The 24,731-nt window shown below is 65.2% G+C and carries 17 protein-coding genes; 10 read left to right on the forward strand and 7 right to left on the reverse strand.

The features are described 5' to 3' along the window. Nucleotides 1-56: 56 nt before the first annotated feature. Entirely contained in the window at nucleotides 57-1,319 is a 1,263-nt protein-coding gene (locus tag GM910_RS21685) for an FAD-dependent oxidoreductase (protein ID WP_159591292.1), read from the reverse strand. Then, the gene (locus GM910_RS21690) at nucleotides 1,319-3,022 is read right to left on the reverse strand and encodes a thiamine pyrophosphate-binding protein (protein WP_159591295.1); all 1,704 of its coding nucleotides are present in this window, start codon (nucleotides 3,020-3,022) and stop codon (nucleotides 1,319-1,321) included. Before GM910_RS21690 ends, GM910_RS21685 begins: the two co-directional genes overlap by 1 nt. 109 nt (nucleotides 3,023-3,131) lie before the next feature. Here GM910_RS21690 and GM910_RS21695 point away from each other — a divergent pair, with 109 nt between their 5' ends. After that, nucleotides 3,132-3,854 (forward strand): aspartate/glutamate racemase family protein, encoded by a 723-nt coding sequence (locus GM910_RS21695; protein WP_159591298.1) that lies wholly within the window; start codon nucleotides 3,132-3,134, stop codon nucleotides 3,852-3,854. 71 nt (nucleotides 3,855-3,925) lie between these two features. Here GM910_RS21695 and GM910_RS21700 read toward each other — a convergent pair whose 3' ends face one another. After that, nucleotides 3,926-4,849 (reverse strand): LysR family transcriptional regulator, encoded by a 924-nt coding sequence (locus GM910_RS21700; RefSeq protein WP_159591301.1) that lies wholly within the window; start codon nucleotides 4,847-4,849, stop codon nucleotides 3,926-3,928. 245 nt (nucleotides 4,850-5,094) lie between these two features. Between GM910_RS21700 and GM910_RS21705 the strand changes: the two genes are divergently transcribed. From GM910_RS21705 to GM910_RS21715, 3 genes are all read left to right on the forward strand, one after another. After that, nucleotides 5,095-5,904, forward strand: coding sequence for an alpha/beta hydrolase (locus GM910_RS21705; RefSeq protein WP_159591346.1), 810 nt, complete (start codon nucleotides 5,095-5,097; stop codon nucleotides 5,902-5,904). Nucleotides 5,905-5,953: 49 nt separating this feature from the next. Further along, nucleotides 5,954-7,171 (forward strand): efflux RND transporter periplasmic adaptor subunit, encoded by a 1,218-nt coding sequence (locus tag GM910_RS21710; protein ID WP_159591304.1) that lies wholly within the window; start codon nucleotides 5,954-5,956, stop codon nucleotides 7,169-7,171. 132 nt (nucleotides 7,172-7,303) lie between these two features. Beyond that, nucleotides 7,304-10,492 carry an efflux RND transporter permease subunit gene (locus tag GM910_RS21715; RefSeq protein ID WP_159591307.1) on the forward strand — a complete coding sequence of 1,063 codons (3,189 nt, stop codon included), beginning with the start codon at nucleotides 7,304-7,306 and terminating at the stop codon, nucleotides 10,490-10,492. Nucleotides 10,493-10,736: 244 nt separating this feature from the next. Here GM910_RS21715 and GM910_RS21720 read toward each other — a convergent pair whose 3' ends face one another. The 4 genes from GM910_RS21720 to GM910_RS21735 form a co-directional block, all read right to left on the reverse strand. Further along, a complete protein-coding gene (locus GM910_RS21720; RefSeq protein WP_159591310.1) occupies nucleotides 10,737-11,198 on the reverse strand; it encodes a GNAT family N-acetyltransferase in 462 nt (153 codons plus the stop codon). A gap of 71 nt (nucleotides 11,199-11,269) precedes the next feature. Continuing rightward, entirely contained in the window at nucleotides 11,270-12,349 is a 1,080-nt protein-coding gene (locus GM910_RS21725) for an ABC transporter substrate-binding protein (protein WP_159591313.1), read from the reverse strand. Beyond that, nucleotides 12,346-13,719, reverse strand: a complete 1,374-nt coding sequence (locus GM910_RS21730) for a sensor histidine kinase (RefSeq protein ID WP_159591316.1) — start codon at nucleotides 13,717-13,719, stop codon at nucleotides 12,346-12,348. The genes GM910_RS21725 and GM910_RS21730 overlap by 4 nt, the downstream gene beginning before the upstream one ends. A 146-nt stretch (nucleotides 13,720-13,865) precedes the next feature. After that, nucleotides 13,866-14,552 (reverse strand): response regulator transcription factor, encoded by a 687-nt coding sequence (locus tag GM910_RS21735; RefSeq protein ID WP_159591319.1) that lies wholly within the window; start codon nucleotides 14,550-14,552, stop codon nucleotides 13,866-13,868. Nucleotides 14,553-14,659: 107 nt separating this feature from the next. On the opposite strand from GM910_RS21735, the gene GM910_RS21740 reads away from it, so the two are divergent. The 6 genes from GM910_RS21740 (at nucleotide 14,660) to GM910_RS21765 (ending at nucleotide 24,646) form a co-directional block, all read left to right on the forward strand. Further along, nucleotides 14,660-15,643, forward strand: coding sequence for a Bug family tripartite tricarboxylate transporter substrate binding protein (locus GM910_RS21740; protein ID WP_159591322.1), 984 nt, complete (start codon nucleotides 14,660-14,662; stop codon nucleotides 15,641-15,643). A gap of 145 nt (nucleotides 15,644-15,788) precedes the next feature. Further along, nucleotides 15,789-16,220 (forward strand): tripartite tricarboxylate transporter TctB family protein, encoded by a 432-nt coding sequence (locus GM910_RS21745; protein ID WP_159591325.1) that lies wholly within the window; start codon nucleotides 15,789-15,791, stop codon nucleotides 16,218-16,220. A gap of 1 nt (nucleotide 16,221) precedes the next feature. Beyond that, nucleotides 16,222-17,739 carry a tripartite tricarboxylate transporter permease gene (locus GM910_RS21750; RefSeq protein ID WP_159591328.1) on the forward strand — a complete coding sequence of 506 codons (1,518 nt, stop codon included), beginning with the start codon at nucleotides 16,222-16,224 and terminating at the stop codon, nucleotides 17,737-17,739. Between the two features lie 182 nt (nucleotides 17,740-17,921). Continuing rightward, nucleotides 17,922-21,269: an ExeM/NucH family extracellular endonuclease gene (locus GM910_RS21755; RefSeq protein ID WP_159591331.1), complete on the forward strand. Its 3,348-nt coding sequence runs from the start codon at nucleotides 17,922-17,924 to the stop codon at nucleotides 21,267-21,269. A 252-nt stretch (nucleotides 21,270-21,521) separates the two neighbouring features. Beyond that, a complete protein-coding gene (locus GM910_RS21760; RefSeq protein ID WP_159591334.1) occupies nucleotides 21,522-23,291 on the forward strand; it encodes a type I secretion system permease/ATPase in 1,770 nt (589 codons plus the stop codon). Between the two features lie 23 nt (nucleotides 23,292-23,314). Continuing rightward, complete coding sequence (locus tag GM910_RS21765; RefSeq protein ID WP_159591337.1) at nucleotides 23,315-24,646, forward strand: HlyD family type I secretion periplasmic adaptor subunit; 1,332 nt, start codon at nucleotides 23,315-23,317, stop codon at nucleotides 24,644-24,646. The last annotated feature ends 85 nt before the right edge of the window (nucleotides 24,647-24,731 follow it).

The raw sequence follows: 24,731 nt of genomic DNA on the forward strand, positions 1-24,731 counted from the left end.
TGCTCCCATTTTCTGGCGGAATCTTCGGTGTTGTTCCCGGTTCTGAAGTCAAGCGCCTATTGGAAACGCGAAGGCGCATATGGTGCAAGGTCTAAATTCGGCGCTGTACCGGAAATGAGTTGCGCCAGGATGTGGCCGGTCTTCGGCCCGCCGGTGAGCCCCACATGATGGTGGCCGAAGCCGAGAAAGGCGCCTTTTACGCCCGGCACCTCTCCGATCAGCGGGATGGAGTCGACGGGCGCGGGGCGATGGCCCATCCATTCGCTGGTTTCTTTCCATGTAAGGCCGGGCATGGCGGCCTGGATGTTTCTCGTCAAGAGGGCGAAAGGCGCGCGCGAAGCCGGCGCCTCCAGCCCGCCGAACTCGACGATGCCGGCAAGCCGCAGCCGCCCCTCCATCGGTGTTATGACGAACTTGTCCGCGGCGACCATGACCGGCGAGCGCGGCATGAGGCTCGGCTCCCACAGCTCCACATGATAGCCGCGCTCGCTCTCCAGCGGCACGTCGAGGCCGAGCTTGCGGCAAAGCGGCTTCGACCAGACGCCGGTGGCAAGCACCGCCGCCGAAGAGGCGAGCGTCTCCCCGCCGATCCGCACGCCCGTGATGCATCCGTTCTCGCGCACGAGGTCGCCCACCTCGCCCTTGACGATCCTGCCGCCGGATGCTGCGACATGGGCGGCGAGATCCTTCACATAGCGCCCCGGATCGGAAATGCGGCCGTGGTCGGGAAGCCGCGCGGCAAAGCCCAGATGATCGGCAAAGGCCGGATCGTATATGCGAAAGGCCTGCCCCTCCAATTCGTCCCAACGGAAGCCGTGGTCGCGACGGATCGACCAGCCGAAGGCATCTCCATCGAAATGCGCCCGGTCGCGATAGACGAAGACATAATCGGATGGCACAAGCCATTTTTCCGCTCCGGTGCCTCGGCTCAGCGCCTGATGCTCGGCATGGCTGTCACTGATGATCGGCGCCAGCGCGGCAGCGATGCGCCTGGCCTCTCCCGGTGTGCAGTGCCCCAGATAGGCCCGCAGCCACGGCGCCAGCCTTGGCAGGTACGACCATCTCAGGAAGAGCGGCTGGCGCGGATCGAAGAGCATGCGCGGCGCCTTGCGCATGAGGCCGGGAACGGTGACCGGAACGATCGAGCAGGAGGCGAGCACGCCGCCGTTGCCATAGCTCGTCCCTTCGCCCGGCTCGGCGCGGTCGATGAGGACGACGTCGTGGCCCGCGCGCTGCAGCCAGATGGCGGTCGAAACGCCGACGATGCCGGCCCCGACGACGGCGACGGGAAGGCGCTCCCGCCCGCCCCTGCCGGCCATCAGGCGACCCACTCGGAGACTGGCGCTGCGGCTTCGTCGAGCGGCTGGGTGACGATGTCGACCAGCGTCGGCCCGCCGGCGTCGAGCGCTTCCCGCAGCACCGCTTCGAGCTTCGCGGGGTCCTCGACCTTCCAGCTCTTCAGGCCGTAGGCGGCGGCGACGGCCGCGTGGTCGGTGCGTGTGAAGTCGACATTGTGGAAGCGGGCGCCGAAGCCCGAACGCTGCCCGGCCTTGATCCAGCCATAGGCGCTGTTCGACACGGTGATGAAGGTGATGGGCATGCGGTAGCGCACCACCGTCTCCAGTTCGCCGGCGCTCATGCCGAAGGAGCCGTCGCCCATCACGGCGACCGTCTTGACCTCCGGCCGCCCGACATGGGCACCGATCGCCGCGCCCATGGCGTAGCCGAGCGCGCCGTGGGCACGGTTGGTGATGAAGTGGCGGCCAGCCGAGGGCCAACGGTAGTGCGCCGAGAAATAGGGGCAGGGCGTGCCGGGATCGGCGCAGACGATGGCGTCGGCATCGAGAAGACGCTGCAGTGTGGCGACGATGCGCTCCGGCCGGATCGGCGTCTCGTTGGAGGCGGCCAATGGCTCGAAGGCGGCAAGTTTTGCCTGCCAGGCCACAGCGGCGCGTGCCTCACCGCCGTTCGGACCCTTCGCGCCCCGCCTTTCAAGTGCCGCAACGATCGCCTCGAGCGCCAGCCGCGCGTCCGCAGCGACGGCGGCTTCGGTCGGGTAATTCGCGCCGATGACGGCCGGGTCGGAATCGATATGGACGATCCGCGTCCCGGGAGCCGGGCTGCGCCACCGCTCCGTGGTGACGGAGCCGGCACGGCAACCGATGAAGAGCACGAGATCGGCCTCGTCCACTACGGCGCGTGTGGCGGGGACCCCGCCGTTGGAGCCGACCACGCCGACGGCGCGCGGGTCGGTCTCGGCGATGGAGCCCTGGCCGGAGACGGTGGTCGCTACCGGCAGGTCGAGCATCCGGGCGAGCGTTGCAAGCGGCTCGATCGCCTCCGCCAGCACGACACCACCGCCACAGACAATCACCGCGCGTTTGGCGGAGATAAGCGCCTCGGCTGCCGCCTCGATGGCGCCGGGGTCGGGGGCGGCGGGCGTTGCCGGGAAGGTTTGATGGCGTATGTCGGCCCAGATGTCGTCCGGCGTCATCGTGGCCTTTTGCGTGTCGAACGGCAGCGCCAGATGCACCGCGCCCGGCCGCCCCGTAGTCATCTCCCGGAAGGCCTTGCGCACCATGGCGGGCAGGCGATCCGCGTCGTCCAGCGAGGCGTTCCATTTGGTGAGCGGTCTGAACAGCGCCACCTGGTCAAGTTCGGTCAGCGGATATCGGCCGCGCGAGGCGGTCGACACGTCGCTGTTGATCGCCAGTACGGGCACCGAGCTTTCGTTCGCCTCGACCACGCCGGGCAGGATGTAGGTCGCCCCGCCGCCCGAGGGGCCCTCGCAGACGCCGGGCCGCCCGGTCACGCGGGCATAGGCGTCGGCCATATAGGCTGCGTGGCGCTCGTCTCGGGTCAGGAGGTGGGTGATGCCGTGGTCTAGCCGGTAGAGCGCGTCGTAGAGCGGCAGCGTGGTGTCTCCGCACAGGCCGAATATGTGTTGCACGCCGTAGGCGTCGAGCATCCTCACCATGGCTTCGGCGCCGGTGAGCGTGTTTTGCGGTGCGGATGAAGTCATGGATGACCGTTCGAAGGCTTGGACGTGCAGGCCGGAAGCCCGTATACAGGCGCGAATAGGAGAGGCCGTCAAGACGGGGCTTCCAGATCATGCCGTTCAGGGACGAAACATGCGTGTAAAAGGCGGAAAGCCGGTCTACGGTGCCGCGGTCGGCATCCTGATGCTCGAGGCGCGCTTTCCGCGCATTCCCGGCGACATGGGCAATGCGCTCACCTGGCCCTTTCCCGTTCTTTACAAGGTCGTCCGCGGTGCCACGCCCGACCGCGTGGTGCGGCGGAGCGCGGAAGGGCTGCTCGACGTCTTCGTCGATGCGGCACGGGGGCTGGTGGCCGACGGCGCCGACGGCATCACCACCAATTGCGGTTTCCTGTCGCTTTTCCAGGACGAGCTTGCCGAGGCGGTGGGCGTGCCGGTGGCAACCTCCTCGCTGATGCAGGTCGCGCTCGTGAATCGGCTCCTGCCCCGCGGCAAGCGCGCCGGCATCCTGACCATTTCGGGATCGACGCTGACACCCCTCCATCTGGAGAAAGCCGGCGCTCCCGCCGACACGCCGATCGGCACCACGGAAGGAGGGCGCGAATTCACCCGTGTCATCCTTGGCGACGAGAACGAGCTGGATGTCGAGGCGGCGCGGCGGGACAATGTCGAGGCAGCCTTGCAACTGGCCGCAAGCAACCCGGACCTTGGCGCCATCGTGCTCGAATGCACGAACATGATCCCGTATGCCGCCGACATCCGCGAGGCGACAGGCCTGCCGGTCTTCTCGATGGCGAGCTTCGTCCAGTGGTTCCACGGCGCGCTACAGCCGAGACGGTGGCCTGCAGCCACGTAGAAGCGCGATGGGAGCGGCACTATCGCCCGCTGCGGTCATTTGCCGGACAACCCGGTCGGCTTCGGCCGTGCTTACGAGCCGGATCCCCGGCCATCAATTCCCGAATCTGCAAAAAGAGCGGCGATCCAGTCCACGAAGACCCTCAGCTTGTTGCTCAGGTGCCTGTTCGGCGGAAAGACCACGTAGATCGGCATCGCGTCCCTGTTCCACTCGGTAAGGACCGGCTGCAGAGCGCCGGCGCGAAATGCGTCCTCGACCATGAAGCGAGGAGCCTGTGCGACACCCATTCCAGCTCTTGCGGCCGTCACGTAGGTCATGGCTTCGTTGACCGATACGACGTAGCGCCCATTCACTTCGAGCCGTTCATCCTCCCGGTTGAAGACAAAGGGCAGCTGGCGGCCGCTCTCGGCGCGGAAATAGCTCACCACATGGTGGTCTTGCTCCAGATCGCGAGGATGCCGGGGTTCGCCGTACCTTGCCAGGTAGGTCGGGGCAGCACAGGTCACCAGGCTCATTTCGGAGATACGTCTGGCGATCAGCGACGGTTCGGAAAGCTCCCCGACCCGAATTGCGCAATCGACATTCTCCGCAAGGATGTCGATCTGCCGATCCGAAACGCCAAGATCGATCAGGATGTTCGGATAACGGGCATGAAAATCGCACATTGCCGGGATGAGGATCAGGCTCGCCAACGCTCCCGACATGTCGATCCGCAGCCTGCCCTGAGGGAGGGACTGCGAGGAGGCCATGCTTGAGTCCAGCTCCTCGATGTCCGCCAGGAGCCTGAGCGCCCTTTCATAGTAGAGCGCGCCATCGGGGGTCACCAGCACGCGGCGGGTCGTCCTGTTCAGAAGCTTCGTTCGAAGATGCGCTTCCAACCCCTGTATCAGCTTGGTCACGGTCGCCTTCGGCATATCGAGGGAATCGGAGGCGCGCGTGAAATTGCCCGCTTCCACGACGCGAACGTAGGCACGCATGGCGGCAAGCTGGTCCATCCCTGTCTCCCGGTCAAAATTGAAGGCTATTGTTCACGTGTGGAAATAGTGAAGTCATAAATAGCACACTTTTTCCAAGGGAAGCACAATCCCATCTTCGCACCGGCACCCGACGACCCGACTGGCAGGGACGCGAAGACATTATCGCGTGTCTCCTGACGAGGTGTTGTCAGGAGGGGTGTGCGATACGCCAACGACATTTTTCGCAACCGGCACGGTTGCTCATCGGGAAGACGCTGGAAGCCATGGGTACGGAATGGACAGAGGAGAGGCTTGACGCCGCGGTCGGATCCGTTCCGGTGCGCATCTACCGCGATAGCGTCCTGACGAAATCGCCCCCTCTCGTATTGCATCTGCATGGCGGCGCGTTTCTCAACGGTTCGCTGGCGACGGGGCAATTGGTTTCCACGCTGCTCGCCAAGGCAGGCGCTGTCGTGGTGTCGGCCGACTATTCCAGTGCATACGAACATCCCTTCCCGGCGGCACTCCAGCTCTCGTTCGACATCATGTCGTCGCTGTGCAAGCGGCGTGCGAAGCTGGCGCACAGGGAATCCTCTCTTTTCGTGGCCGGGGAAGAGGCCGGAGGCAATCTTGCGGCCGGCGTTGCATTGATGGCCCGCGACCAGCACTTGGGAGGGCTGCAGGGGCAGATCCTGCTCTCGCCGATGCTCGACCCGTGCATGGCGACAGGCTCGTTCCGCAAGGCGGAAGCGGGCGCAAGCGGCTGCAGATGGGCGGATGGCTGGAACCGCTATCTCGGATTTGCCGCCAAGGCCTGCCACCCCTACGCCGCACCCGCCCATTGCATGCGGCTTGCCGGGGTCGCTCCAGCGCTCGTGCTGACGGCCGAGGACGACCCGATGCACGACGAAAGCCTGAATTATGCGAGGCGCCTGAGGGAGGCGGGCGTCGTCGTACGTGAGCATGTCTTGACCGTTCGGACCGGATGGCCTGGCGCCTACGGCAACTGCCTGGGCGTTCAGCCTGAATGGGGGGAGACCGTCTGCGGCCATTTTGCCGCGTTCTTCCATGAAACCGGAGCGTTATCCCACTGACACGGACTGTTTGACCTGATCCGGCCTTAGCGCCGCAAGGAGACGATTCATGAGAATGACTATCACTCGCTGGTTCCTTTGGGGAGCCGGCCTGGCCGTTGTCGCGTCGATCGCGGGCACCGTCCTGATGCCGAAGTGGTTTGACGGGGCCCAGGCCGACACAACTGCCGCCGCACCCGCCCAGGCCATACCCGTATCCGTTGCCGTGGTCGAACCACGCGACGTCACCGTCTGGCAGGAATTTTCCGGCCGCCTGGAAGCAGTCGATCGCGTGGAGCTCCGCTCCCGCGTCGCCGGCGCGATCCGGTCGGTGCATTTCCGCGAAGGGGCGCTCGTGGAGAAGGGCGATCTGCTCGTCGCAATCGATCCGGCGCCCTTTGAAGCGGCGGTCGCACAGGCCGAGGCCGTTGTGAGCGCCGCCGAGGCGCGTGTGGAACTGACCAAGCTCGAACTCGAGCGGGGGCGCCGGCTTGCCGCCTCCCGCACCGTCTCGCAAAGCGATCTCGACCAACGCCTGAGCGCTCACCACGAGGCAGAGGCCAGTCTTCGTTCGGCCAAGGCGGCGCTGCAGTCCGCCCGCCTCGACCTGGGCTATACGGACATTCGCGCCCCGATCTCGGGCCGCGTCGGCCAACTCGAAATCACGGCCGGCAACCTCGTCGCGGCCGGGGCCGGTTCTCCGATTCTGACAAGGCTGGTTTCGGTCGATCCGATTTATGCGAGCTTCAACATCGATGAGCGGTTCGTGACGCTCGCGCTGTCGCAGTTGCCGGCAACCGAGACGGGTGCGCCAGCCGTGGAACAGATCCCCGTGCAGATCAGCACGGCAGACGAAAACGCCACACCGATTAAGGGGCACCTCCAGCTCATCGACAACGAAATTGACACCGCGAGCGGGACGGTGCGTGCCCGGGCGGTCATCGACAATGCCGGCGGCCGCCTTATCCCGGGCCAGTTCGTGCGCGTGCGCGTGGGTCAGCCCAGGCCGGAGCGGCAACTCATGATCAGCGAGCGGGCAGTCGGGACCGATCAGGACAAGAAGTTCGTCCTTGTCGTCGATGCGGCAAACACCCTTGCCTATCGCCAGGTGACGCTGGGGCCCTCGACCGAAGGCATGCGTATCGTCGAAAGCGGCCTCGAGGCGGGAGAGCGCATCGTCGTCAACGGACTGCAAAGGGTCCGGCCGGGCGTTCTCGTGGAGCCTCAGGTAGCGACCGCCGAGCCGACGGAGCAGACGATAGCCGAAGCCGACGGCTCCAAACGCTAGCCGCAGCCGGGAGCGGAGGTGGCTCCGTTCCCGGCACCGAACATTGACCGAGATCCATTCGCGATGGACGCACGCCGTTCGTCGCCGACCATCCACTGATGCCAATGCACTGCCGGAAGGGGCGGACGTGACATGAATATTTCAAGATTTTTCGTCGACCGGCCGGTCTTCGCGGGCGTGCTGTCGGTCTTGATTCTGGTAGCCGGCCTGCTTGGTCTGCGTGCCTTGCCGATTTCCGAATATCCCGAAGTCGTGCCGCCGGCGATCGTTGTCCGCGCGCAGTATCCAGGCGCCAATCCGAAGGTCATCGCCGAGACGGTGGCGACACCGATCGAGGAAGCCATCAACGGTGTCGAGGACATGCTTTACATGTCGAGCCAGGGCACGACGGACGGTCTGATGACGCTGACCGTGACCTTCAAGCTCGGCACCGATCCGGACAAGGCGCAGCAGCTCGTGCAGAACCGCGTCGCCCAGGCCGAGCCGCGCCTGCCCGAGGAGGTGCGGCGCCTCGGCATCACCACGGTAAAAAGCTCGCCCGACCTGACCATGGTCGTCCATCTTCTTTCGCCGAACGACCGCTACGACATCACCTATCTGCGCAATTACGCGGTGCTCAAGGTCAAGGACCGGCTCGCGCGTATCGAAGGCGTCGGCGATGTCCAGGTCTTCGGCTCGGGCGACTATTCCATGCGTGTGTGGCTCGACCCGCAGAAGGTTGCCGCGCGTGACATGTCGGCCAGCGACGTGGTGCAGGCGATCCGCGAGCAGAACATCCAGGCCGCCGCCGGTGTCGTCGGCGCCTCGCCGAGTGTCCCCGGCCTCGATCTGCAGCTTTCCGTCAACGCGCAGGGGCGCCTGCAGTCGACCGAGGAGTTCGGCAACATCATCATCAAGACCGGCGCCGACGGTGCGATTACGCGCCTGCGCGACGTCGCTCGGATCGAGTTGGGTGCGGCGGAATACGCGCTGCGCTCGCTGCTCGACAACAAGTCGGCGGTGGCGATCGGCATCTTCCAGGCGCCCGCCTCCAACGCAATCCAGATCTCCGACAACATTCAAGGGGTGATGGACGAGCTGCAACAAACCATGCCGGAAGGTGTCGAATACCGGATCGTCTACGATACGACGCAGTTTGTCCGCGCCTCGATCGATGCGGTGGTGCACACGCTGCTCGAAGCGATCGCTCTGGTCGTGCTCGTCGTCATCGTCTTCCTGCAGACCTGGCGCGCCTCGATTATCCCGCTGGTCGCCGTCCCGGTTTCGATCATCGGCACATTCGCGGTGCTGTACATGCTGGGCTTCTCCATCAACGCCCTCACGCTCTTCGGTCTTGTGCTTGCCATCGGCATCGTCGTCGACGACGCCATCGTCGTGGTGGAGAATGTCGAGCGCAACATAGAAGAGGGCCTCGCGCCTCGAGAGGCGACGTACCGGGCTATGCGGGAGGTCTCGGGCCCGATCGTCGCGATCTCCCTGGTGCTGGTCGCCGTGTTCGTGCCGCTCGCCTTCATCTCCGGGCTCAGCGGTCAGTTCTATCGCCAGTTTGCCGTGACGATCGCGATATCCACGGTGATCTCCGCGTTCAATTCACTCACCCTGTCGCCCGCGCTGGCAGCAGTGTTGCTGCGCGGCCACGACGCGCCGAAGGACTGGCTCACCCGGGTCATCGAAGCGGTGTTCGGCTGGTTCTTCCGCGGCTTCAACTATGCCTTCAGCCGCGGCTCCCGGTATTATAGCGGAGGCGTCGGACGCATCCTGTCGCGCAAGACGGTGATCATGGGGCTGTATCTCGTGCTCGTCGGGGCGACCTTCGGCATGTTCAATGCCGTGCCCGGCGGCTTCGTGCCCGCGCAGGACAAGCAATACCTTGTCGGGTTCGCGCAATTACCGGACGGCGCAACGCTCGACCGCACCGACGAGGTCATCCGGCGCATGGGCGACATCGCCTCGAAGCAGCCAGGCGTGGAGAGCGCCGTGGCCTTCCCGGGCTTGTCGATCAACGGCTTCACCAACAGTTCCAACGCCGGCATCGTCTTCCTGACCCTGAAGCCGTTCGAGGAGCGGCAGACGCCCGAGCTTTCTGGCGGGGCGATCGCCCAGCAGCTCAACGCCCAGTACGCCGGCATTCAGGAGGCCTTCATCGCCATGTTCCCGCCGCCTCCGGTCCAGGGGCTCGGCACCATCGGCGGTTTCAAGCTGCAGATCGAGGACCGCAACGGCCTCGGCTATCAAGCGCTCGACGAAGCGACCAAGGCGTTCCTTGCCAGGGCCTATGCCACGCCGGAGCTGGCCGGGCTGTTTTCCAGCTATCAAGTCAACGTTCCGCAGCTCTACGCCGATCTCGACCGCACCAAGGCACACCAGCTCGGCGTGGCCGTGACCGATGTCTTCGATACGCTGCAGATCTATCTGGGCTCGCTCTACGTCAACGACTTCAATCAGTTCGGCAGAACCTACTCTGTGCGCGTTCAGGCGGATGCGCCTTTCCGCGGGCGGGCGGACGATATCGGCAAGCTGGAAGTGAGGTCGCAGTCGGGCGAGATGATCCCGCTGTCGGCGCTGCTCAGGGTGGAACCGAGCGCGGGACCGGAGCGCGCGATGCGCTATAACGGCTTCCTGTCGGCGGATATCAGCGGCGGGCCGGCGCCCGGCTATTCGTCGGGCGAGGCGCAGGCGGCGGTCGAGCGGATCGCCGCGGAAACCTTGCCGCCCGGGATCAGCTTCGAATGGACGGAACTGACCTACCAGCAGATTCTCGCCGGGAATTCGGGGATCGTGATCTTTCCGCTGGCGCTGCTTCTGGTGTTCCTGGTGCTGGCGGCGCTCTATGAAAGCCTGACGCTGCCGCTGGCGATCATCATGATCGTGCCGATGGGCATACTGGCGGCGCTTACCGGCGTGTGGCTGAGCCAGGGCGACAACAACATCTTCACCCAGATCGGGCTCATCGTTCTCGTCGGATTGTCGGCCAAGAACGCCATCCTGATGGTCGAGTTCGCGCGTGAGCTTGAATTCGCCGGCATGACACCGAAGGAAGCGGCAATCGAGGCCAGCAGGCTCCGGCTGCGCCCGATCCTGATGACATCGATGGCCTTCATCATGGGCGTGGTACCGCTGGTGCTTTCCACCGGCGCCGGTGCCGAGATGCGGGCGGCCATGGGAATTGCGGTGTTCGCCGGCATGATCGGCGTGACGGCCTTCGGCATCTTCCTGACACCGGTCTTCTACGTGATGCTGCGTCGTCTCACCGGCAACCGGCCACTAAAGCAAACCGGTGAGGCGACGATTCCCGTTCCCGCCGTCACCGCGCGCGGATGAGCCGGGCAGGGCCATCGCGGCCGTGCATGGGCCGACCCCACCCGTCCTTCCGCCTTGCGGCGGCAGTCCACCCTCCCCTCAAGGGCCCCTCAAGGGGGAGGGGGGATCGTGTAGCGATCGGCCGGGCTTCCCTCCCCCTTGTGGGGAGGGATTGAGGGTGGGGGGGGCCGGCGAAGCCGAACAATGACTCCATCCATATGCGATAGCCCTGTCCTCAAGGGGGAGGGGAGGCGCATTCGCTCTGCTATCTGATCATCCCCTCGTAGATGCCTGGCTCCGAGCCCGGGATCTCGATCACCGGGCAATGACGCCGGTAGAAATCCACCGGCCCGGCGCCGCCGATGACGGCGTAGCCGTAGCCGGCCTCACACATGGCGTGGAGTGTTGCCAGCAGGAGCCGGCGGCCGAGGCCTTTTCCGCGGGCGGCCTCGCTGACGCCGGTCGGGCCAAAAAAGCCGCGCGCCGTCGCGTCGTAGCAGGCGAAGCCGAGCAGCTTCTCCCCTTTGACGGCGAGGTAGACGCCCGGCGGCCTGCCGGCCATCGCCACGGCGCATTCGCTCGCCCAGCCCTTGTTGAAATGCGCCTCGGCGAAAGCGCACACGGCGTGCATTTCCGGCGCCAGCGCGCGGCGTACCGTGACGTCGCTTTCAAGGCCCGTTCCGCGCTCTTGCGGGAGCTTGTAGAGGGGCACGAGAAGATCGGGCATGGGCGTGTTCCTTGGCTTGGCGGCAGCAGTGTATCGGGCGGCTGCGCATTGGTGAAAGGTGCGGCGGTTCCCTATTCCTCTCCTGCCGTCACCGCGCCCGCCGGCAGGGCGGCGCGCCATTGTTCGAGGAATATCTCCCGCTTGGCCCGGTCAAGGCCCACCAGGAGCGCCGGCGTCATGGCGATGGGGCGCAGCGTCTGCGGGTCGGCGGCAGCACTTGCCGCGAGGGCGGCGAGCCGCTTGGCGCCGTCGATGGGCGACAGGAGGCGCATGTCGGAGGAAAGGATGTCGCGCCCTTCCGCGGACAGCATGAAGGCGATGAAATCCTCGGCCAGCTCCGGCTGCCGCGCAGCCTTCGCGACGAATGCGGCGCGGGCGAGCACGAGCGTGTAGTCGTCGGGGAGCACGATGCCGAAGCGGTCGTCGGTTTCGATGCGCTGAAGCGCGTAGGAGCCGAGCACGTTGTAGCCGATGAGCAGGCGTCCGTCGGCCACCCGGTCGAGGATGTCGGCCGTGCAGCAGAAGAGGCGCGCGCGGTTGCGCCCGAGGCTTTCCACCAGACGGCCCCAGGTGCTGGCCTGCAGCGCGTCCTGGAAGGCGAAGAGATAGCCGACGCCGGAGCTTTCGATGTCGTAGGTGCCGACCTTGCCGACGAATTTCTCGCTCTCGCGCAGGAGGTCGATGAGCTCGAAGCGGCTTTCGGGGAGCCGCCGATCTTCGAAATAGGCGCGGTTGTAGACCGTGACGGCGGGCTCGAAAGTGAGCCCGACAAGCTCCTCGCGCCAGCGCGCCCAGTCGGGGAGCCCGGCGCGCGCTTCGGCGCGCAGCGGCAGGGCGCAGCCGTCGTTGACCAGCTTCAGCTGCTGGTCGATGGAGGAGGAGATGACGAGGTCGGCGACGAAGCGGCCTTCTTCACAGGCTGCCGTAACGTCGTCGGCGACCTCGTTGGTGGTGAGCTCGCGATAGGTGATGGCGACGCCGGGATTCTGGTGCTGGAAGGCCAGGAGGATGGGCTCGAAGATGACGAAGTCGGTGGTGCTCTCGATCACCAGATGCGCCTGCGTTTCTTCTCCGCGCGGCGGCATGCGCGTCTCCACCGCGCCGGCAGGCCAGGCGAGGAGGACGGCGAGGGGAAGAACGAGACGCCTCATGGCTGCGCCACCGGGATTTCCAGGCCGATGGCGAAGCCGTCTTCACCGGTGCGGCGGGCAAGCCGTGCCCCGTGCATGGCCGCCACCGAGGCGACGATGGACAGCCCCAGTCCGGCGCTGTCGGGGCTGATGCCGTCCGAGGTGAAGCGCTCGCCGATGCGCGCAGCGAGCGCCTCGGGAATGCCCGCGCCATGGTCGTGCACCATGATGGAGGCCCATCCGTCGTGCCGCTCGACCGCAACGGTGATGGGGGCGGCGCCGTGTTTTGCGGCGTTGTTCAAAAGGTTCTTCACCGCTTCGCGCAGGCTCACCGGGTCGCCGTCCACCCACACTTCCTCGTCGGGCAGGTCGACGCCGATCGCCTCGTCGGAGACGGCCCGTATCTCGCGCTCGGCCTCCAGCGCTACGCGTCTCAAGTCGATCGTCTCCCTTGCTGCCGTGTCGGCGCGGTGGGCGATCAGTGCGTGGCTCAGGAGCTGGTCGGCCAGCCGTCCGAGGCCGACGCTGCGGGCGTAGAGCCGCCGGTGCAGCCGGTTGAGCCGCTCCGGGTCCTTTTCTTCAAGCGCTAGCTGCGCCTGTGCGCGGAGCGCGGTGATCGGTGTGCGGATCTGGTGGGCGGCGTCGGCGACGAAGTTCTGCATGGCCTCGATGCGGCTTTCGAGCCGGCCCATGAAGCGGTTGATCGCCGCCACCAGCACGGCGACCTCCTCCGGCGCCGGCACGTCGATGGGCGAGAGGTCGTTCGCCTCGCGCTTGAGGATGGCGCGCTCGACGCGGGCGAGCGGGCGCAGCGCCACGCGCAGGACGAGGAGTGCCAGAAAGAGGAGGAGCACGCCGGCGGCGGCGATGATGAGCACGGCGTTGGTGGCGATGCTGGCTGCCAGCCCGGCGCGCTCGCGCGTCGTCTGGGCAACGACGATGACCACCTGGCCGCTCATGGAGCGTTCGGCGAGAAGGCGCGTGAGCTTGACGGCGCGGATGGCCGTATCCTTGTAACGGGCGTCGTAGATGGCGTCGGGACCGGCGTTTTCGCGCGGCAGGGGCAGGTCCTCGTAGCCGGTCATGGTGCGCCCGTCGGGGCCGATGACGCGGTAGAAGACGCGGTCGGAGCGGGCGAGCGACAGGAGCTCGAAGGCGGAAACCGGCAGGTCGAGCCTGACCCGCCCGTCCGTCACCGAGACGCGCTCGGCGATCTGCAGGGCGGCGCCGCGCAACAGGCGGTCGAAGGTCTCGTCGCTTGCCGCCTGGCCGAAGCGCGTCGCCGCGACGATGCTCGCCAGCACCACCAGCACCAGGATGAGTACCATGGCCACACCCAGCCGAAAGGCGATGGACTGGCCGCGCGCGGTGTCTGCGGCGAGGGCGGTCATGTTCTTCGTTCTCTGGTGAGGTGTTGCCGTTGCGGCCGGCAGCTCCTCGCCCCCACTGTGTGGGGGCGAGGAGTGGGCGCGCTTCATATGGCTTCGCGCTTCCTCGCCTGCCCTTGTTCTGGAAAGATGTGTGAGTGTGGTCAGCATCACCGCGCCTTCGCTCCCTCGCGCAACACGGCCTGATAGCCGAGGCCACGCAGGGTCTTTATCTCGAGGTCCGCGCCGTCCAGCTTGCGGCGCAGGCGAGCGATGTAGACCTCGACGGCGTTGAGGCCGGCCTCACCCGTGAGGCCGTAAAGGCGGGAATAGAGCTCGTCTTTCTCAAGCACGCGGCCCAGGTTTCCCATGAAGGCTTCAAGCAGGATGAACTCACGCCGCGTCAGCTCCACCTCGCGGGCGGCCACAGTGACGGAGCGGGCGGCGAAATTGCAACGCAGGTTGCCGGCTTCCACCACCGCTTCCGCCGCGCCATGCCGGCGGCGGCTGACGGCGCGGGCGCGCGCTTCCAGTTCGCGCAGGTCGAAGGGCTTGACCAGATAGTCGTCGGCGCCGAAGTCGAGCGCGTCGATCTTGTCCTCCACGTGCATGCGGGCCGTCAGGACCAGCACCGGCACCGGGTTCTTCGCCGCGCGCAGCCCTTTCAGGAGCTCCAGGCCCGAGCCGTCGGGCAGGTTCAAATCGAGGATGACGAGGTCGTAGGGCTCCGCAAGGCCGAGGAAATGGGCGGCATCTTCGCGGCTTGCCGCATGGTCGCAGACGTGGCCCTGGCGCTGGAAATGCGCCAGGATCGCCTCGGCGACGTCCTCGGTGTCCTCCACCACCAGAACACGCACGCTCTTCCTCTCCTCCGCGAAATGACAGCTTGGTGACAGCTTATAGCCGTATCCTCGCCGGACCTTCGCACGAAACCCGTGCGGCAGGAACAAGGGAGGACTACCTCATGAAGAAGCTTATCGCGGCCGCTGCCGCAACCCTTTTTGCAACCCTCGCTCCGGCGGGCGCCTCTTTCGCCTTCGAGGCAGGCAACACCGAGTGCATCGCGCCGGCCAATGCCGGCGGCGGCTGGGACTTCACCTGCCGCCAGGTGGGCAAGGCGCTTTACGATCTTAAGATCGTGCCGAGCCCGGTGCAGGTCATCAACCTTGCGGGCGGTGGCGGCGGTGTGGCCTTCGCCGAGGTGGTCGCCAAGCGCAACGGCGACGACAGCCTCATCGTCGCGGCGTCCTCGGCCACCACGACGCGGCTTGCCCAGGGCGCCTTTCCCGGTGCCAGCAAGGATCAGGTGCGCTGGCTGGGCACGATAGGCGCCGACTACGGCGTCATCGCCGTGTCCAAGGATTCGCCCGTCGAAACGCTTGCCGACCTGTTCGAGGCGGTGAAGGAGAACCCGTCCGCAGTGGCGTTTGCCGGCGGCTCGGCGGTGGGCGGCTGGGACCACCTGAAGGTGCTGATTGCGGCCAAGGCGGCGGGCATCGACGATGCACGCGCGATCAAATATGTCGCCTTCGAGGGCGGCGGCGAGGCCGTGACGCAGCTCCTGGGCGGCCACGTGCAGGCGTTTTCCGGAGACATTTCCGAGACCAAGGGGTTTGTCGATTCGGGCGACCTGAAGGTGCTTGCGGTGCTCGCGGACGAGCGGCTGCCGGGAGAATTCGGGCAGTTCCCGACGGCCAAGGAGCAGGGGATCGACGCGGTGGGCGCCAACTGGCGCGGCTTCTATGCGCCCGGCGGCATGAGCGACGATGCCTACGATTTCTGGGTCGACGCCATCAAGACGACCTATGAGAGCGACGAGTGGCAGGCGGTGATGGAGGCCAACGGCTTGATGCCGCTCGCCGAGTTCGGCGCCGACTTCGACGCCTTCGTCAGCGGCGAGATCGCCAACACCGAGGCGCTGAGCCGCGAGATCGGCATCCTGCAATAAGCACCTTTTGAAGGGCGCGTTTAGGTCGGGCCGAACCTCCGCGCCGTCATCCCGGACAAGCCTGCGGCTTTCCGGGATGACGGCGCGAGGGGGTATCTCAACCGGCCCAAGCCGGTTTCAACGCCAGAACGGGGAGGAAACGACGATGAGCGACCGGATACTGGGCGGCACCTGTCTGCTGCTTTCCATGCTGTACATCTATTTCGCCGCCCAGACGCAGGTCGGCTTCATCTCAGATCCGATGGGGCCGAAGGCGTTTCCCATCGCCGTCGGCGTGGTGTTGGCGCTGGGTGCGCTCTACACGCTCTTCAAGCCCGATCCGGAGCCGCTGTGGCCGCGGCTCGGGCGTCTCGGCGAGATTGTCTTCGCGGTCGTCGTCATGGTGGCCTACACCTACGCGCTGCCCGAGTTCGGCTTCGTCGTCTCCACCAGCTTTGCGGCGGGGCTGCTCTCCTGGCGGCTGGGGGCCGGGCCTGTTGCCGCTTCGATCGCCGGCGTTGCCATCGCGGTCGGCATTTTCGTCATCTTCCGGCTGGTTCTGAAGCTGTCGCTGGCCATCGGTCCCTGGGGATTCTGATATGGACATTCTCGCAAGTCTCGGCGATGGCTTCGCCGTCGCGCTCACCTGGCAGAACTTGGGGCTGGCGCTGATCGGCTGCTTCCTCGGCACCATCATCGGCGCGCTGCCGGGCCTTGGGCCCGCCAACGGCGTGGCCATCCTCATCCCGCTCGCCTTCACGCTCGGCCTGCCGGCCACACCGGCGCTGATCCTGCTCACCTCGGTCTATTTCGGTGCCATGTATGGCGGGCGCATCTCGTCGATCCTGCTCAACATACCCGGCGACGAGCCGGCGATGATGACCACGCTCGACGGCTATCCGATGACGCAGAAGGGGCAGGCGGGCGAGGCGTTGGCATTGTCCGGCGTCGCCTCCTTCGTCGGCGCCTTCTTTGCCACCTGGGGGCTCGTCTTCCTGGCGCCGCAGCTCGTCAAGGTGGCGCTGCTGTTCGGCCCGGCCGAATATTTCGCGCTCTTCACGCTGGCTTTCGCCACGCTCGGCGGCATCGCCGCGCGCAACCAGGCCAAGGCCGTCATCGCCGCCGCGCTAGGCCTCGCCATCGCCATGGTCGGCGTCGACCACCAGACGGGCGTGCCGCGGCTTACCTTCGGCGAGATCCACCTCTACGAAGGCATCCACTTCCTCATCGCCATCGTCGGCCTGTTCGCCATTTCCGAGGTCTTCCTGTTCCTCGAACATCCCAACGGCTCGGCGCCCGGCGACGCAAAGGTGAAGCTCAACCGCCTGACGGCGCCGCTCTCCATGCTCAAGGAGACGAGGGGCTCCATGGCGCGCGGCACGGTCATCGGCTTCCTCTCCGGCGTTCTGCCTGGGGCAGGCGCCTCGCTCGGCTCCTTCGTTGCCTACACGGTCGAGAAGCGGCTCAAGGACAAGGAAGGCACGTTCGGCAAGGGCGACCCGCGCGGCGTGGCCGCGCCCGAGGCCGGCAACAATGCGGCCGCCGGCGGCTCGCTGGTACCCATGCTGGCGCTCGGCGTGCCGGGCTCGGGCACGACGGCGGTAATGCTCGCCATGCTGATGGCGCTCAACATCACCCCCGGCCCGCTGCTCTTTACCCAGCAGCCGGAGGTGGTGTGGGGCCTGATCGCCGCGCTCTTCATCGGCAACGTCATGCTGCTTCTCCTGAACGTGCCCATGGTAGGGCTGTTCGTGCGCGTCCTGCAGGTGCCGACGAAATACCTCCTGCCGGCGGTGGCCATGATCTCCTTCGTCGGCATCTACGGCCTGTCCGGCTCGACCTTCGACCTCCTGGTGATGATCATCTTCGGGGTCGGCGGCTATCTCCTGCGCAAGCTCGACGTGCCGCTGGTGCCGGTGATCCTCGGCATCCTGCTCGGCAATGAGATGGAGAAGAACCTGCGCCGCGCGCTGACCATTTCCGATGGGGATCTCTCGATCCTGTGGGGATCGCCGATCGCTATCACCATCTGGACGCTGGCGATCCTGGGCTTCGTGGCACCGCTCCTCGTCGGCCGCCTCCTGAGGCCAAAGAAGGACGCCACCGTCGCGCCGTGATGGAGCGCACTGGAACTCGGTTCTTGTGCGCCTGCCGAACGCTGCCGCGTGCAAATGGCAGCTGTGCTGCTATGCTGCCCGGCCCGATCCCTGACCGGGCCGGTTGACGGTGTGTCAAGCGACTGTCGCAGTCGGCTGCTACGTCAATCCGGCCATCGTCCGTCCAACAAGAGGTTGCCAGGATGTCCTCATTCTTCTCCTTTCCGCGGCTCTATTTCGGAACCCGTCGTGCCGATCAAATCGAGGGCGGCGACGGAAGCGACTTGATCTTCGGTCTGGGAGGTGATGACCGCATCGATGCGGGCGCAGGCAACGATATAGTCCACGGCGGGGCAGGAAATGACGAGATCGAGGGCGGCGACGGCGGTGATCTGATCGTCGGTGGGCGTGGTTTCGACACGGCGATCTATTCGGGAAGCATATCCGACTATCGCTTTCCCCGGATCACGAGCCACTCCGACAACCTCTTCACAGTCACCGACCCTGATGGTGATCGGGATATTCTCAACGGTATCGAGGCCGTCCGTTTCGAGGCGAGCGGCTATACGCTCTATCTCGACGGACGCAACAATGCGGTGTTCGCGGCCGACGACGAGGTCTCGGCCGATGAGGACACCGTACTCACGTTCGACGCGGACGATCTCGCGGCAAACGATCGGGACTTCGACGGCGACCCGCTGACGGTCGTCGCCGTTTCGGCGACAAGTGCTGCTGGCGCATCGGTTTCGCTGGCGGACGGTATCGTTTCCTACGATCCGGGTGATATTTTCCAATATCTGAACGAGGGCGAAACCGCCGTCGACAGCTTCACCTACACCGTCGACGACGGCAAGGGCGGTACCGCTACCGCAACCGTTGCGGTGACGATCACCGGTGTGAACGACGCCGCCGTGATTACCGGCGACATTAGTGGGGCAGTGACCGAGGCCGGTGCCGAGCCGGGAACGCCGACCGTGACCGGTGCGCTCACCGCCGACGATGTCGACAACGACAACCTGTTTCGGCCAGCGAGCGACCAGGCGAGCGCCATGGGCTACGGCACTTACAGCATCGACGAGGACGGGAACTGGACCTACACGCTCGACAACGACAACGCGGCCGTCGATGCGCTCGGTGCCGGCGAAACCCTCACCGACAGCCTCACCGTCGCAAGCACGGACGGGACCGAAGAGGAGGTCACGATCACCATCAACGGGGCGGACGAAACCGCACCCGTAGCGCCGCGCATCAACGAGATCCACTACGACAATGCCGGCACCGATACCGGCGAATTCGCGGAGATCCGCGTCGCGGCCGGCGCCGACGTCTCGGGACTTCTGGTTGAACTCTATAATGGCAATAGCGGCGCCACCTACAATTCGGCGGCCGTCTCCGGCTTCTCCATGACTTCGGACGGTGAATACGACTATTACGTCTGGAACCTGCCGGTGAACGGCATTCAGAACGGCGCGCCGGACGGCATCGCTCTCTCCGAGAACGGCAGCGTGATCGAGTTCCTGTCCTATGAGGGCACCTTCACGGCAGCCAACGGCACCGCGGCCGGCACGACCTCGACCGATATCGGTGTCGCCGAAGGCAGCAGCACGGCCGTCGGGCTCTCGCTGCAACGGACCGGCGACGGCGCGGCGGACTGGGTTGGACCGCAGGACCAGACGCCCGGCGCGGCCAACGACGGCGATTCCGGCGGTGGTGGCGAGCCGACGTCCTTTCTCATCTCCGAGATCCAGGGCAGCGGCTCTGCCAGCTTCCTTGTCGGCGAATATGTGCTTGTTTCAGCGATCGTGACCTATACGGTTGCGGACGGTTTCTATCTTCAGGAAGAAGACAGCGACGCCGACGGTGACAGTACGACCTCGGAGGGCGTTTTCGTCTTTACCGGCGGTGCGCCGAATGTGGCTGTCGGCGACCAGGTCGAGGTCGCCGGGACGGTGGCGGAATTTTTCGACCTCACCGAGATCACCGATGTTACCGACATCGTGACCCTTTCGAGCGGTAACGCGCAGCCGACCTCGGCAACGGTCGCGCTTTCGCCGGACTTCGCGGCCAATCTCGAACAATACGAAGGCATGGCCATCACGCTGACGAGCGGCACGGACGATCCGCTGACCGTGATCGAGAACTTCAATCTTGACCGTTTCGGGGAGATCACGGTCTCTGCCGGCGCCCAGGTCCAGCCGACCCAGATCTACGACCCGGACATGCAGCTCGCCGAAATCCAGGCGCTGCAGCAAGCCAATGCCAACAACCGACTGACCATCGACGATGGCTCCTCGGCCCAGAATCCGGACGAATTCCGCTACGTCCCCGCTTCTGTCGGCGACAACGGCAATGGCTATCTGGATGCCGGCGATACGTTCACGCAAGACGGTCCGACGCTCCGGCTCGGCGCCGAGCTCACTGCACCGGTCGAAGGTGTCCTCACGTACGGTTTCGGCGAATACAAGATGCTGCTCGACGGTGTCCTGCCGGTCGACGAGACGACCAATGGTCTTGCCCGCCCGGACGAACCGGCCGATGTCGGAGGTCGGCTGACGGTGTCGAGCTTCAACCTCCTCAATTATTTCACCACCTTGGACGATGGCTCGGGCGCTGGCTCCGGCCCGAACAATCTGGAGCCGCGCGGCGCGACGACGGCCGAGGATCTCGCGCGCCAGACCGACAAGATCGTTGAGGCGATGCTCGAGATCGATGCCAGCGTCTTCGGCCTGCAGGAGCTGGAGAACAACGGCTTCGACAGTGCCTCGGCGATCGCGATGCTGGTCGATGCATTGAATGCGGCCGCTGAGCCCGGTGTCACATACGCCATTGCCAATCCGACCGAGCCGGGCTCCGACGGTTTCATCGGCACCGACGCCATCACGACCGGTCTTATCTACAAAGCCAACGAAGTCACCCTCGTAGCATCCGATTTCCTCGTCTACGACGATGGCGGCCAGCAATTGAACCGCCCCACCATCGCTGCAACCTTCGAAGAGGTGGGGACGGGCGAACAGTTCACCCTCGCGGTTAGCCACTTCAAGTCAAAGGGCGGAACCGGCACAGGCGCCGACGCCGATCAGGGCGACGGTCAAGGCGCCTTCAACGCGGCCCGAACGGCCGCCGCACAGCAGCTCGCCGAATGGCTCGATCCGAGCAATTCCGACGGCTATTTCGCTCAGAACGGCGTCAGCGACACGGACGTCCTGATCATCGGCGATCTCAACGCCTATGCCCGGGAAGACCCCGTCGATGCCATTCGCGACGCCGGTTATGTCGATCTGATCGACAGCTTCATCGGGCAGGACGACGCCTTCAGCTATATCTTCGACGGGCAGCAGGGAACGCTCGATCAGGGACTTGCCTCGCAGTCTCTCGCCGGGCAGGTCAGTGGCGTTGCCGAATGGCACATCAACGCGCAGGAGCCGGACCTGCTCAGCTATTCCGGCGAGTTCAACAACCCGGCCTTCTACAATGACGATGTCTATGCGACGTCGGACCACGACCCGCTGCTCATCGGCCTCAATCTCGGGGACGATGTGCTCCTGGCCTGATCTTGAATGCCGCGCCGGGCAATGAACAAATGATGATTAGCCGGTGAGACATTCGGTGATCATACGGTGCTGACGGCACGCGTGCGAAGGCTTCAAGGCCAAAGCCGGCGTGAAAAGACTCGTCGTCGGCCTGTCATTTCTTCTTTGTGTGCATATGATGCGGGAAAGAGGGGCACTGCCGGCGACGGCTGGCAGTGCCCGGCAAGCCGGCTATTGCGAGGGGATCACTAACCAATGCAAGGCGGAGAGCGATTGGCGGCCACTTTTCGCCAGGGCCTCACGGGGCTTGTCGGCTTTACGTTCATGGTAAATCTGCTGCTGCTCGTTCAGCCGATTTACATGCTCCAGATCTATGACCGGGTGCTGACATCGGCCTCCTTCGAGACATTGATCTACATTTCCGTTATAGCCGCCGGCACGCTTCTCCTGCTCGGTATCATCGACAGCGTACGAGCGATCATGGCCGGACGCCTCGCCAGTCGTCTCGAAGTAGCGGTCGGTGCGGACGCGCTTCTGGCGTCCATGGCTTCCCCCCGTGCAAGCCTCGGTGATGTCCAGCCGCTCCGCGATCTCCACGCCGTCCGTGGCTTTACCTCCGGGCGGGGGCTTTTCGCTTTCCTCGACCTGCCCTTCGCTCCCTTCTTTATCGGGCTTCTTTATCTGATCCATCCGAATCTCTTCTGGCTGACATTGGTGGGAGCGGTCGTTCTCGTTGCCATTGCCATTGCCAACCAATGGACGAGCGCCAAGGCGGCGGACGATGCCACCACCCGCCAGATGAGCGCGACGCTGGCCGCTCAGGCCTTCGTCAGGAATGCCGAAAGCCTGACGGCGATGGGCATGAACCGCAACATCGTCCATCGCTGGGGCTCGGAGGAGGCTCTTTCTCTCGCCGCGCAGGATCGGATGAACCGTGTCAATGCGCTTTTTGCCGGCTTGTCGCGCATCCTGCGCCTCGGTCTCCAGGTCGCCACTCTCGGTTATGGCGGTTACCTTGTGCTTGCCGGCGAAATGACGGCGGGGATGATCTTTGCCGCCTCGCTCATCTCGGGGCGTGGTCTCCAGCCGATCGATCAGGTCATCGGCAATTGGAAGGGCTTCATCGAAGCACGCAAGGCCTGGAAGCGTTTGAGCGAGGCGCTGGCCGCCGCAAGGCCAGCCGAGATACGCACCGATCTCCCCGCTCCGCGCGGCGAGGTGACTTTCGAAGCCGTCGTCGTTTTCCCGCCGAATGGGGAGGCCGCGGGGCGTGGAAAAACGCAGGCGGGCGAGCCGCTGCTGAAACGCATCAGTGCCACGATCCCCGCTGGCGAGTGCGTGGCCGTGATCGGACCTTCCGGGGCGGGGAAAACGACCCTCATGCGCACGCTGATCGGAGCAATTGAGCCGCGATCAGGCGCGGTGCGGATCGACGGTGCAGACATTCGCAATTGGGATCCCGACCGCCTTGGCCAATATATTGGCTATCTCGCGCAGGACGTTGAGCTCCTGCCGGGGACGGTCGCTCAGAATGTCGCCCGTTTCGACCCCGACGCGTCCGGCGAAGCCATCATTCGCGCCGCCCAGAAGGCCGGGATGGACGATCTCGTTCTGAAGCTGCCGAAAGCCTACGATACGATGATTGAGCCTAGAGGCTTTCAGCTCTCGGGCGGGCAGCGCCAGCGTGTGGGGCTCGCCCGGGCCTTCTTCGGCGAGCCGAGGATCCTGGTTCTCGACGAGCCGAACGCCAATCTCGATGTCGAAGGCGAGAAGGCTCTGGAGCATGCGCTCGCTACGGCAAAAGCGGAGGGGATCACGGTTCTGATCGTGACCCAGCGACGCTCGGTCGTCGAGAAGGCGGACCGCATTATGGTTCTGCGAGATGGATATCTGGAAGAATACGGGCCCCGCGAGGACGTGCTTCAGCGTCAGGTCGAAAAAGCGCAAGCCGCGCGCGAGGCGCAGCAACGCAGTGCCGGCAGTGCGCCGCAGCCGGTCGTCCTAGGGCGCTTCGCAAGCGTCGCGCCCGAGATCAGGCGCTGATCGGTGCAGGTAGGACAACGGATATGAACGAGAACGCTGATGGGGCCAGGGCCGATTGGGCCAGGAACGTCAAGACCAGCACGCGGCTGGTCTCGACTGTCGGGCGCGCCTCGACACTTCTCTTCGTCTTCGGCTTCGGCGCCTGGGCGTCGCTTGCTCCGCTTTCAGGGGCAGCTATAGCGCCGGGGGTCGTTGCGGCGGGCGGGCAGAACCAGCGTGTGCAGCATCTGGAAGGCGGGATAATCGACAAGATCCTCGTCCACGAAGGCGACCGCGTCAATGCCGGCCAGCCCCTCTTCGAGCTCGACGGGACCAGCGCTCGCGCCCAGTACAATCGCCTTCAGAAGCAACTCGTCGCCCTTATGGCACGTGCCGAGCGGCTGGCGGCCGAGTGGGACGGTGCCGATAAGCTGATCTTTCCCGAGAGCCTTGAGGAAATGGCGATCTCCGAAGGCGAAGACGGTGTTTTAGCCGAGCAGAAGATGGAGTTCGATACGCGTCTCGCGCGCCATCGTCAGGAACTGTTCATCCTGAACCAGCGCATAAGCGCGCTGAATGACCAGATCGAGGGGATGGCAGCCCAGCAGGTCGCGGTCGAACGGCAACTCGAAATTGTCCGGGACGAGGCGGAACGGAAAAAGGGGTTGCTGGACAAGGGCCTGACGGACCGGTCGGAGTACACGGCTTTGCTGCGAAGCGAGGCCGATCTGCTGGGCCAGCTTGGCCAAACCAAGGCCTCCATTCTGACGTCACGTACGCAAATAGCCGAGGCCGAGGAGCAAATCGCCCGGCTGAAGACCCAGCGCGTCGAGGCGGCTGTCTCCGAACTCAACGATGTCCGTGTTGAAATTGCCGACGCGCAGGAGCAGCGGCGTGCCGCGAAAGCCGTCCTCGATCGCATCGTGATCCGCGCGCCGAGTGACGGGATTATCGTCAAGATGGCCTATAACAGCCGCGGCAGCGTCGTCCGGCCAGGTGACCCGTTGCTCGAGCTTCTGCCGACCGCCACCGATCTTGTGATCGAGGCGCGTGTCTCCCCCCAGGACGTGGATGTCGTCAAAATCGGGCAGGAGGCGCGGCTGCGCTTCAGCGCGTTGAATGCCCGCACGACACCGACCGTCGATGCGACAGTGATATATCTCTCGGCTGACCGGCTGCTCACCCGGGAGAATGAACAGGCCTACTACACGGCGCGCCTTCGCATGACTGACGCGCTGCCTCCGGAGATCACGCTGGAGCAGATTTATCCAGGCATGCCGGTCGAGACCTACATCAAGACCAGCGAGCGCACATTTTTCGAGTATCTGGCAAAGCCGGTGATCGACAGCTTCAACCGGGCGTTCCGGGAAGAATAGTTGTTTGATCCCGCATTTTGATGGTGCATTGTTTTCCCAGGAATGGAAGGATGCACTATGGGACAGGTTCTTCACGGCAGCGCCA

Source organism: Chelativorans xinjiangensis (assembly GCF_009812055.1).
Lineage (GTDB): Bacteria > Pseudomonadota > Alphaproteobacteria > Rhizobiales > Rhizobiaceae > Chelativorans > Chelativorans xinjiangense.

Excerpts from the sequence above, each read along its gene's own strand:
- GM910_RS21685 (WP_159591292.1), bottom strand. The coding sequence starts at position 1,319 with ATGGCCGGCAGGGGCGGGCGGGAGCGCCTTCCCGTCGCCGTCGTCGGG.
- GM910_RS21690 (WP_159591295.1), bottom strand. The coding sequence starts at position 3,022 with ATGACTTCATCCGCACCGCAAAACACGCTCACCGGCGCCGAAGCCATG.
- GM910_RS21695 (WP_159591298.1), top strand. The coding sequence starts at position 3,132 with ATGCGTGTAAAAGGCGGAAAGCCGGTCTACGGTGCCGCGGTCGGCATC.
- GM910_RS21700 (WP_159591301.1), bottom strand. The coding sequence starts at position 4,849 with ATGGACCAGCTTGCCGCCATGCGTGCCTACGTTCGCGTCGTGGAAGCG.
- GM910_RS21705 (WP_159591346.1), top strand. The coding sequence starts at position 5,095 with ATGGGTACGGAATGGACAGAGGAGAGGCTTGACGCCGCGGTCGGATCC.
- GM910_RS21710 (WP_159591304.1), top strand. The coding sequence starts at position 5,954 with ATGAGAATGACTATCACTCGCTGGTTCCTTTGGGGAGCCGGCCTGGCC.
- GM910_RS21715 (WP_159591307.1), top strand. The coding sequence starts at position 7,304 with ATGAATATTTCAAGATTTTTCGTCGACCGGCCGGTCTTCGCGGGCGTG.
- GM910_RS21720 (WP_159591310.1), bottom strand. The coding sequence starts at position 11,198 with ATGCCCGATCTTCTCGTGCCCCTCTACAAGCTCCCGCAAGAGCGCGGA.
- GM910_RS21725 (WP_159591313.1), bottom strand. The coding sequence starts at position 12,349 with ATGAGGCGTCTCGTTCTTCCCCTCGCCGTCCTCCTCGCCTGGCCTGCC.
- GM910_RS21730 (WP_159591316.1), bottom strand. The coding sequence starts at position 13,719 with ATGACCGCCCTCGCCGCAGACACCGCGCGCGGCCAGTCCATCGCCTTT.
- GM910_RS21740 (WP_159591322.1), top strand. The coding sequence starts at position 14,660 with ATGAAGAAGCTTATCGCGGCCGCTGCCGCAACCCTTTTTGCAACCCTC.
- GM910_RS21745 (WP_159591325.1), top strand. The coding sequence starts at position 15,789 with ATGAGCGACCGGATACTGGGCGGCACCTGTCTGCTGCTTTCCATGCTG.
- GM910_RS21750 (WP_159591328.1), top strand. The coding sequence starts at position 16,222 with ATGGACATTCTCGCAAGTCTCGGCGATGGCTTCGCCGTCGCGCTCACC.
- GM910_RS21755 (WP_159591331.1), top strand. The coding sequence starts at position 17,922 with ATGTCCTCATTCTTCTCCTTTCCGCGGCTCTATTTCGGAACCCGTCGT.
- GM910_RS21765 (WP_159591337.1), top strand. The coding sequence starts at position 23,315 with ATGAACGAGAACGCTGATGGGGCCAGGGCCGATTGGGCCAGGAACGTC.